General features: G+C 67.0%; 10 protein-coding genes. 4 read left to right on the forward strand and 6 right to left on the reverse strand.

Annotation, left to right across the window (positions count from 1 at the left end; all coding sequences use genetic code 11):
• Positions 1–22: 22 nt before the first annotated feature.
• Complete coding sequence (locus VZC37_RS11985; RefSeq protein ID WP_330432723.1) at positions 23–403, reverse strand: LuxR C-terminal-related transcriptional regulator; 381 nt, start codon at positions 401–403, stop codon at positions 23–25.
• A gap of 266 nt (positions 404–669) precedes the next feature.
• Positions 670–1,371: a response regulator transcription factor gene (locus VZC37_RS11990; protein ID WP_330433134.1), complete on the reverse strand. Its 702-nt coding sequence runs from the start codon at positions 1,369–1,371 to the stop codon at positions 670–672.
• Between the two features lie 250 nt (positions 1,372–1,621).
• On the opposite strand from VZC37_RS11990, the gene VZC37_RS11995 reads away from it, so the two are divergent.
• Both VZC37_RS11995 and VZC37_RS12000 read left to right on the forward strand, forming a co-directional pair.
• Entirely contained in the window at positions 1,622–2,380 is a 759-nt protein-coding gene (locus VZC37_RS11995; RefSeq protein ID WP_330432724.1) for an acetoacetate decarboxylase family protein, read from the forward strand.
• Positions 2,381–2,450: 70 nt separating this feature from the next.
• On the forward strand, positions 2,451–3,464 hold the full coding sequence (locus VZC37_RS12000) for a pirin family protein (RefSeq protein WP_330432725.1): 1,014 nt from the start codon (positions 2,451–2,453) through the stop codon (positions 3,462–3,464).
• 136 nt (positions 3,465–3,600) lie between these two features.
• Here the strand turns inward: VZC37_RS12000 and VZC37_RS12005 are convergent, their stop codons facing one another.
• Both VZC37_RS12005 and VZC37_RS12010 read right to left on the reverse strand, forming a co-directional pair.
• Complete coding sequence (locus VZC37_RS12005) at positions 3,601–4,272, reverse strand: CE1759 family FMN reductase (protein ID WP_330432726.1); 672 nt, start codon at positions 4,270–4,272, stop codon at positions 3,601–3,603.
• Positions 4,269–5,390, reverse strand: a complete 1,122-nt coding sequence (locus VZC37_RS12010) for an LLM class flavin-dependent oxidoreductase (RefSeq protein ID WP_330432727.1) — start codon at positions 5,388–5,390, stop codon at positions 4,269–4,271. Before VZC37_RS12010 ends, VZC37_RS12005 begins: the two co-directional genes overlap by 4 nt.
• 162 nt (positions 5,391–5,552) lie before the next feature.
• Between VZC37_RS12010 and VZC37_RS12015 the strand changes: the two genes are divergently transcribed.
• Both VZC37_RS12015 and VZC37_RS12020 read left to right on the forward strand, forming a co-directional pair.
• Positions 5,553–6,065 carry an MTB12 C-terminal domain-containing protein gene (locus tag VZC37_RS12015; RefSeq protein WP_330432728.1) on the forward strand — a complete coding sequence of 171 codons (513 nt, stop codon included), beginning with the start codon at positions 5,553–5,555 and terminating at the stop codon, positions 6,063–6,065.
• Positions 6,066–6,240: 175 nt separating this feature from the next.
• Complete coding sequence (locus VZC37_RS12020; protein WP_330432729.1) at positions 6,241–6,864, forward strand: hypothetical protein; 624 nt, start codon at positions 6,241–6,243, stop codon at positions 6,862–6,864.
• Positions 6,865–6,879: 15 nt separating this feature from the next.
• Here VZC37_RS12020 and VZC37_RS12025 read toward each other — a convergent pair whose 3' ends face one another.
• Positions 6,880–7,128: a hypothetical protein gene (locus VZC37_RS12025; RefSeq protein WP_330432730.1), complete on the reverse strand. Its 249-nt coding sequence runs from the start codon at positions 7,126–7,128 to the stop codon at positions 6,880–6,882.
• A gap of 328 nt (positions 7,129–7,456) precedes the next feature.
• On the reverse strand, positions 7,457–7,687 hold the full coding sequence (locus VZC37_RS12030; RefSeq protein ID WP_330432731.1) for an MbtH family protein: 231 nt from the start codon (positions 7,685–7,687) through the stop codon (positions 7,457–7,459).
• Positions 7,688–7,726: the final 39 nt, after the last annotated feature.

The following is a 7,726-nucleotide window of genomic DNA, read 5'->3' on the forward strand; positions in this document are numbered from 1 at the left end:
TCCGGGCGACGGGTCGGTCAGGTCACCAGCGGTCGAGACTGGTGTAACCGTCCTGGAGCGCCCTGGCCAGCAGGTGGGCCTTGGTCGGGGCCTCGCGTCCGACGCCGGAGTACTTGGCCCGAATCCGGGCGAGGTGGGTGCTGACGGTCGACGCCGAGATGAACAGGGCGGCGGCAGCTTCCTCCTTCGACTCGGCGGCCAGCCAGGCCAGCAGCACCTCGACCTCGCGCGACGACAGTTCCGGACGACGAAGCTCTGGCATCGCACCTTCCGCGTTGCGATAGTCCGACAGTCGGGCGACCGGACGTCCCGTGGGCGCGGCTGGTTCGCCGAGAGTGTGTGCGCCGACCCGCGGATGCGGTGCCGACGGCGGTTGTTGTGGAATGTGTGAACGCGCGGTCATCTGTCATCCTTCACTCGGCACCACTGTCCCCCGCTGCTACGGGCGCTCCAGTCCCCCGACAAGACCGCACCACAGGAACTGCAGGCTAGGTCACCGGCGTTCGATCGGTGTAGACCCAGAACTGGGGACACCGCCTATCCGGCGGGCACCACCTATCGGCCTCCGACACACTGTGACCTGGAGTTATGGGGACGTCGCCACCATGATCCGCAGGCGAGACACGAGGTGAGATCCGTCTCAGTCGGGAGGTGTTTCTCGCCCTGGACTCATGGGCGGGAGTCGCCCGGTCGGCCGGAGGCACGTCCGATTCCGCCGCGCCGCGACGACCGGTTCGGCGCGGTTCCCGGTCCGCGTCCCGGGAACGGCAGCCATCCGTCCTCGACCGCGCGCTTGAAGAGATCGAGCTTGGTGTGGGTGGGCCGGCCGGCTGCCGCGTACTTCTGGCGGATTCGTTTGAGGTACTCGTTGACCGTCTCGGCGGAGACACCGAGCGCGGCCCCCACCCCCGCGGACGTCTCACCGGACGCGTAGAGCGTGAGGACGCGTTGCAGCTGGGGACTCAGGTCGACCGTCGCGAGTTCGGGGTCCCCGTCGATCGCCGCGGCCCATTCGGTGGTCAGTACCTCACACCCGGAGCCGGCGGCCCGGATGGCGTCGACGATCTCCTGCTCCGAGGCAGATTTCAGGACCACCCCGAGTGTCCCTGCCCGGGCGGCGGACCGAAGGAGCGCTGGGTGCTCACCGGAGGTGTAGACGACGGTGCCGATACCCGATTCGGTGAGGCGGGTGACGTTCTCGCCGGGGGTCGTGCCGTCGTCGAGGCGCAGATCGAGGATCACGATGTCGATCGGGATTCCCTGTTGCAGCAGGCCGCTGACGGTGGTTGCCGAGCACACCAGCTCGAGATCGGCATGTCGGTCGAGAATCCGCTCGACACCCCAGACCGGCGACGGATGGTCGTCGACCATGCCCACGCGGACCACGGACCGGACCTCAGGTGTCACCCCTACCTCCGTCCGTTCGACCGCCGCCGGCGTGCCCCGGCATGCCCCGGCGTGCGGTTGTACAGCGCACCCCCAGACTAGTCCGTACGTGACTCGGGTCATGCAGTCGACCGACTCATCCAGCCGAGGTGCGATCCGCCGAAGTACTGGTCACATCCTCACCGAACTGACAGGATGAAACGAGAACATGTTCTAGTTCCGAGGAGAGTTGCCGATGACCCACACCGCGTCCACCCACGAGATCCTGGGCAGCACCGTCACGATGCCGGTCGAGATCCGTCACGCGCGGTGCTTCGTCGCCGGATTCACCGCGGACAGCTCGGCGGTCGAACGGGCGATCCGATCGGCGGGTACGGAGGGACGAGTACGGCCGCTGCGTGTCCGGCCCGGCCGCACGATGTGCATGGTGGTTTTCGTCGACTACGTCGACGGCGACCTCGGGCCGTACAACGAGTTCGGCGTCTGTTTCCTCGTCGAGGATCCGAGTCGGCCGCCGAGTTCGCCGCTCGCAGCGCTGGGTTCGCTGGCCCGCGGCGACGCCCGAGCGCTGATCCACCATCTACCGGTGGACGGCGACTTCACCCTCGCGGCCGGCCGCGGCATCTGGGGCTTCCCCAAGACCCTGGCCACCTTCGACGTCGACCACGAGGCGGCGACCAAACACGGTCGGGTCAGCGCAGACGGACAACTCATCGCGGACCTGACCGTCCGACCCGGAATCACGGTGCCCGACAACGCGAAGGACACCGTCCTCAACGCCTACTCCCAGCTCGACGGTGTCCTCCGGTTGACCCCGTGGAAGCTCACCTCCACCTCGGGCACCCGCAGCCGGGTCGGCGGGGCACGCCTGACCCTCGGCGACCATCCGATCGCCGACGAGCTGCGATCTCTGAAACTCGGACGCCACGCGCTGATGTCGACGTCCGTCGACAAGGTGACGATGACCTTCGAGGACGCCACGATCGTGTCCTGACCCGATCCCCGACCCCGGGGTTCTCACTACACTGGCCGGACAGCCCGAACGACGTGCGGATGGTGCGGTGATGAGCAATCTGGAGACCCGACCCGACGAGATCGACTGCCGCCCGGCAGTCGAGCGAACCGCGCCCCGCACCGACGGCGCCGTGGCCGTCGAGGTGCTCACGGCGCGCGACGTCCCCCTGGGCGGGCCACGCGCGATGACCGTGCACCGCACTCTCCCCCAGCGCCGCCGCTCGCTCATCGGCGCGTGGTGCTTCGCCGATCACTATGGGCCCGACGATGTCTCGGCGACCGGCGGGATGGACGTACCACCCCACCCGCACACCGGTCTCCAGACGGTCAGCTGGCTGTTCTCCGGAGAGATCGAGCACCGCGACACGATGGGCAACCACGCGATGGTCAGGCCGGGCGAACTCAATCTGATGACTGCCGGACACGGAATCGCCCACACCGAGGTGTCGACGCCGGACACGACGATCCTGCACGGCGTGCAGCTGTGGGTGGCCCTGCCGGAGTCGGCGGCCGACACGAAACGCGACTTCGCCCACCACATCCCGCCGGTCGTCGAGCGCGCGGGTGTGGAGGTCCGCGTCTTTCTGGGTGACCTGCTCGGCGAACGATCACCGGTACACACCTTCACTCCACTGCTCGGCGCCGAGTTGCGGTTGCGGCCGGGCGCACAGATCGACCTCCCGATCCGGCCCGAACACGAGCACGGGGTGCTCGTCGACGCCGGCGTCATCCGGATCGTCAACTCCGTCGCGGAGCCGCTGGCGCCGACCGAACTCGGCTACGTCGGCCTCGGCGCCGCGACGCTGCGTCTGCGCAACGACTCGGAGGTCGAAGCACGCGCCGTGCTGCTGGGCGGAGAGCCGCTCGACGAAGAGATCATCATGTGGTGGAACTTCATCGGCCGCAGCCACGACGACATCGTGGCCTTCCGCCGGCAGTGGTCCGATCACAGTGACCGGTTCGGCCAGGTCGAGGGCTACGCCGGCGACACCCAACATCTGCCCGCGCCGGCGTTGCCGACATCGCGCCTGAGCCCGCGACACAACGTCCCGGGTCAGGCGTGATCCGGGTCGGCCCTTCGTGACCCTTCGTGACGCTCGCAAGCTCGCTCCTCAGGGACCAGGGGGGTTTCGCAAGCTCGCGCTCACCCGATCCCTGAGGAGCCCGCGAACGAAGTGAGCGTGCGTCACGAAGGGTCGGTCAGGCGTGGTGGCCGAGGAGCTTCGCGAAGTTGTCGATCCCGGCCTGTTCGGCCGACCGCTGCGAGTCGATCTGTCGGCCGGTCTCGGTCGCGTCCGGGGCCGTCTCCCGCGGCCGATCGGTTCCGGAACCGCGGATCGCGGTGACGAGTTCGCCTGCCGCACGCCGGATGCGATCGGTCAGCAGGGCGGTGTCACCCGTCGTGCCGGCCCAGTCCTCCGCCGCCGCGTAGACACCCGTCGGGAGGACGACGGCCCGGAGGTAGCTGAACAGCGGACGCATCGCGTGGTCGAGGACCATCGAGTGGCGCGGGCTGCCGCCGGTCGCGGCGATCAGGACGGGGATGTCACGCATCCGGTCAACCTCGACGAGGTCGAAGAACGACTTGAACAGACCGCTGTACGAGGCGTTGAAGACGGGTGTGGCCGCGATGAGGCCGTCCGCACGGTAGATGGCCTCGAGGGCGTCGCGCACCCCGGCGACAGCGAATCCCGTCGTCATCGACCGGGCCACATCCACCGCCAGATCGCGCAGGTCGACGACGACCACCTCGACCGCGCCGGCCGGGAACGCGGTCGTCACCGAATCCACCAGTCGGCGCACGAGCAATCCGGTCGACGACGGTTCGCCGAGTCCGGCGTTGACGGCGACGATCCGCACCGGTGCGGTCATGCTTCCACCTTCATTTCGGCATGGTCTGCGGGGCCCTCGACGAAAGCGGCATCGCGGGCGGCGACGAGCGAGGCGTGCGTGGGAGCATCGGGCACCTGCGTCGGGCGGCCCGCAGCGAACCCGGCGCGCAGATCCGGCAACACCTCGCCGAGTTCATCGAGCTGGGAGAGGACCGTCTTGAGCGGCAGCCCAGCATGGTCGACGAGGAACAACTGGCGCTGGTAGTCGCCGAAGCTCTCCCGGAACGACAACGTCTTGTCCAGGAACTCCTGCGGACTGCCGACGGTCAGCGGGGTCTGATCGGTGAACTCCTCCAGCGACGGGCCGTGCCCGTACACCGGCGCCTTGTCGAAGTACGGCCGGAACTCACGCACGGCATCCTGCGAGTTCTTCCTGATGTAGAACTGCCCGCCGAGCCCGACGATCGCCTGCTCCGCGGAGCCGTGCCCGTAGTGCTCGAAGCGTTCGCGGTAGAAGCCGATCAGCTGCTGGAAGTGTTCCTTCGGCCAGAAGATGTTGTTGGCGAAGAATCCGTCGCCGTAGTACGCGGCCTGCTCGGCGATCTCCGGACTCCGGATCGACCCGTGCCAGACGAACGGCGCGACCCCGTCGAGCGGGCGCGGAGTCGAGGTGAACGACGTCAGGGGCGTGCGGAAGTTGCCTTCCCAGTCGACGACGTCCTCGGTCCACAGCCGGTGCAGCAGATGGTAGTTCTCGATCGCGAGCGGAATGCCCTGACGGATGTCCTTGCCGAACCACGGATAGACCGGCCCGGTGTTCCCGCGGCCGAGCATGAGGTCGACACGCCCGTCCGCGAGATGCTGCAGCATCGCGAAGTCCTCGGCGATCTTCACGGGATCGTTCGTGGTGATCAAGGTGGTCGCGGTGGACAGTTGCAGCCGTTCGGTCTGGGCGGCGATGTAGGCGAGCGTCGTGGTCGGCGATGACGAGAAGAACGGCCGGTTGTGATGCTCGCCGAGGGCGAAGACGTCGAGACCGATGTCCTCGGCCTTCTTCGCGATTTCCACGATGGCCTTGATCCGCTCATTCTCTGTGGGCTCGACGCCGTTCGTCGGGTCCACCGTGATGTCGCTGACGCTGAAGATTCCGAACTGCATGTCGCGCCTCCCTGGCACTCTGCGGATTGTCACCCAGTCTAACCGGACCGCGGTCCGATTAATTCCCTCGTGCCTCGCCGCACGTCACGCGCCCGTTCGGTGTCCGGGTCTCGACAATCCGGCCATGGGTTAGTGTGGGCTTACTCAAGAGGAGGAGACGAAATGAACGTTCGGAAGTCCCTGGCTGCGGCCCTGTTGTCGGGCGCAGCGGTCTTCGCGGTCGCCGGTTGTTCCGAAGAGGCCACGGACACCGCGAGCAGCGCCGCCAACGACGCCTCCGCGGCCGTGGCCTCCGCAGCGAGCGACGCGACGCAGGCGATCATCGGGCTGAGCAATGACGACGCACAGGTCATCCTGCGCAAGTCGGTCAATACCGATACCTCGTCGGAAGAGCTCGAGGCCGTCGTCGACACGACGAACCCGGCCACCAAGGCCGCACTTCAGGGCTACGCCCGGGCGTCGAACGCGGCCGGCTACACCCCGGACGTCTACACCGTGACGAACGTGCGTGAGGACGGCGAGAACAACGCCGTCGCCACCGTGTCGATCGCGAGTCCGCATGCACCCCAGCCGATCGACATCGAGCTCGCGTTCGTCGAGGTCGACGGGGAATGGAAGCTCGCCGGGAGTGCCATCACCCAGCTGACGACCATGGGCGGACAGCACGGCGGCTGACCGTCGCACGCTGATCGTGTTCTGGCCGCAACCGGATGCCCGGTTGCGGCCAGATTCGTTTCAGACGCCGTTATGCGTTCGTGATCTTGTTCCGGTGCAGTGGAATCAGACAGAACCGACGATCACCCCGCGCGGGGTGGTACCGGGCACAGGCCGAACGGCCAGGAGGTACGCCATGCGGGGGACCGATCATCCGACCGAGTCGATACCACCCGCGGTGACCGACCAGATCCTGACCTGGCCGACCGACAACCACGACACCGGGTATCACGACCTCGGGTATGACAACGCCGGGTATGACGACACCGGCTATGACAACACCGGTGCGTACGGGCGGGATGAGTACACCCCTGGTGATCACGTCATCCGCAGCGACGACCACGACAGGCTCCCGCCGGTGACACCGTCTTCGGTGTTCGCGCCGCCGATCAACCCGACCGCCGACCGCCCACTGCCGCCGCCCGCGGACATCTGGGTGCCGTCGGTTCCCGATGCGACGTCGCCGCCCGCCCGACACCTTCGGCAACCCAGTTCGGCCATGGCGACCACGGCTCTGGTCACATCGATCGTGTCGTTGCCACTGGCTTTGATCGGAGTCGGCGCGATCGTCGGCTTCGTCGGAACGATTCTGGGTGTCGTCGCATTGGTCCAGGTCGCGGCGGGCCGCCGGCCTGCACCCGAACCCAACCGTTATCGAGGTGCCGGTCGCGCCATCACCGCCGCAGCGCTCGGAATCGTCAGCATGGCGATCGGGGCGCCGATTCTCCTGGTGATCTTGATGTTCATGGCCGTCGTCTGATCGACGACAGCATGCTCAGCTGACGGCGCGCAGGCGTCGGCTGTCGCCGCCGCCGAGTTCACGGCTGAGCCAAGCGACGACCTCGCTCATCACCTGATTGCGTTCGGTCGCACTCTCGATCCGTGCCAGCCCGGGCATGCAGTTGATGAGGCCGGCGTGGAAGGCCGCGTCCTGCGACATGCCGTGACGGTCCATGACGTCACCGTAGGCAGAGATGGCGTCGTTCAGCTCGGCGTAGGTGACCGCGTCGTCTCCGATGCGCACAGCGGCCAGGCGCGGGGTAATCTCTGCCCGTCGCCGGATATCGTCAAGCAATTCATTCATCATGACAGTCGTTCCCCCGAGCTCGATACGTCAACCCTGGCCACGCTGCCTCCCAGTCAGACTGGCACCGGGTCCTTCTCTCTAGCTTGCCTTGCTAACGGACCTTTGGGAACCACTGGTGCCACTTTGTGTGTGAATCCACAGGATGTTGCGGATACTTCGTACGCCCTTCATGTTACTGTTGTGACTCCCGTTATCGAAGTGACGGATGCGCTTGATGTGCAAGCGTTATCGCGGCGTCACGGCATCGCGACGTGGACAACGACGGTCAGCCGTCGGACGTCGCCCGGTCGGCCGCCATCGCGTCGATCAGGCTCTGTGGCCGCAGGTCCGTCCAGTTCCGCTCCACATAATCCAGGCATGCCGCCCGGGTGTCCTCACCGAACACCGTGGTCCAGCCGGCCGGGATCTCGGCGAACGTCGGCCACAGCGAATGCTGGTTCTCGTCGTTCACCAGGACGTAGAAACGTCCGTTCTCGTCGTCGAACGGGTTGGTCATCGTGATTCCTCTCGGTTGAAGGTCGGGGTGGGGTGTCGA

This window comes from Gordonia sesuvii (genome assembly GCF_036350415.1).
GTDB lineage: Bacteria > Actinomycetota > Actinomycetes > Mycobacteriales > Mycobacteriaceae > Gordonia > Gordonia sesuvii.

What these genes read in the sequence shown, in the direction of transcription:
- VZC37_RS11985 (WP_330432723.1), bottom strand. Translation starts at nt 403, where the DNA reads ATGACCGCGCGTTCACACATTCCACAACAACCGCCGTCGGCACCGCAT.
- VZC37_RS11990 (WP_330433134.1), bottom strand. Translation starts at nt 1,371, where the DNA reads ATGGTCGACGACCATCCGTCGCCGGTCTGGGGTGTCGAGCGGATTCTC.
- VZC37_RS11995 (WP_330432724.1), top strand. Translation starts at nt 1,622, where the DNA reads ATGACCCACACCGCGTCCACCCACGAGATCCTGGGCAGCACCGTCACG.
- VZC37_RS12000 (WP_330432725.1), top strand. Translation starts at nt 2,451, where the DNA reads ATGAGCAATCTGGAGACCCGACCCGACGAGATCGACTGCCGCCCGGCA.
- VZC37_RS12005 (WP_330432726.1), bottom strand. Translation starts at nt 4,272, where the DNA reads ATGACCGCACCGGTGCGGATCGTCGCCGTCAACGCCGGACTCGGCGAA.
- VZC37_RS12010 (WP_330432727.1), bottom strand. Translation starts at nt 5,390, where the DNA reads ATGCAGTTCGGAATCTTCAGCGTCAGCGACATCACGGTGGACCCGACG.
- VZC37_RS12015 (WP_330432728.1), top strand. Translation starts at nt 5,553, where the DNA reads ATGAACGTTCGGAAGTCCCTGGCTGCGGCCCTGTTGTCGGGCGCAGCG.
- VZC37_RS12020 (WP_330432729.1), top strand. Translation starts at nt 6,241, where the DNA reads ATGCGGGGGACCGATCATCCGACCGAGTCGATACCACCCGCGGTGACC.
- VZC37_RS12030 (WP_330432731.1), bottom strand. Translation starts at nt 7,687, where the DNA reads ATGACCAACCCGTTCGACGACGAGAACGGACGTTTCTACGTCCTGGTG.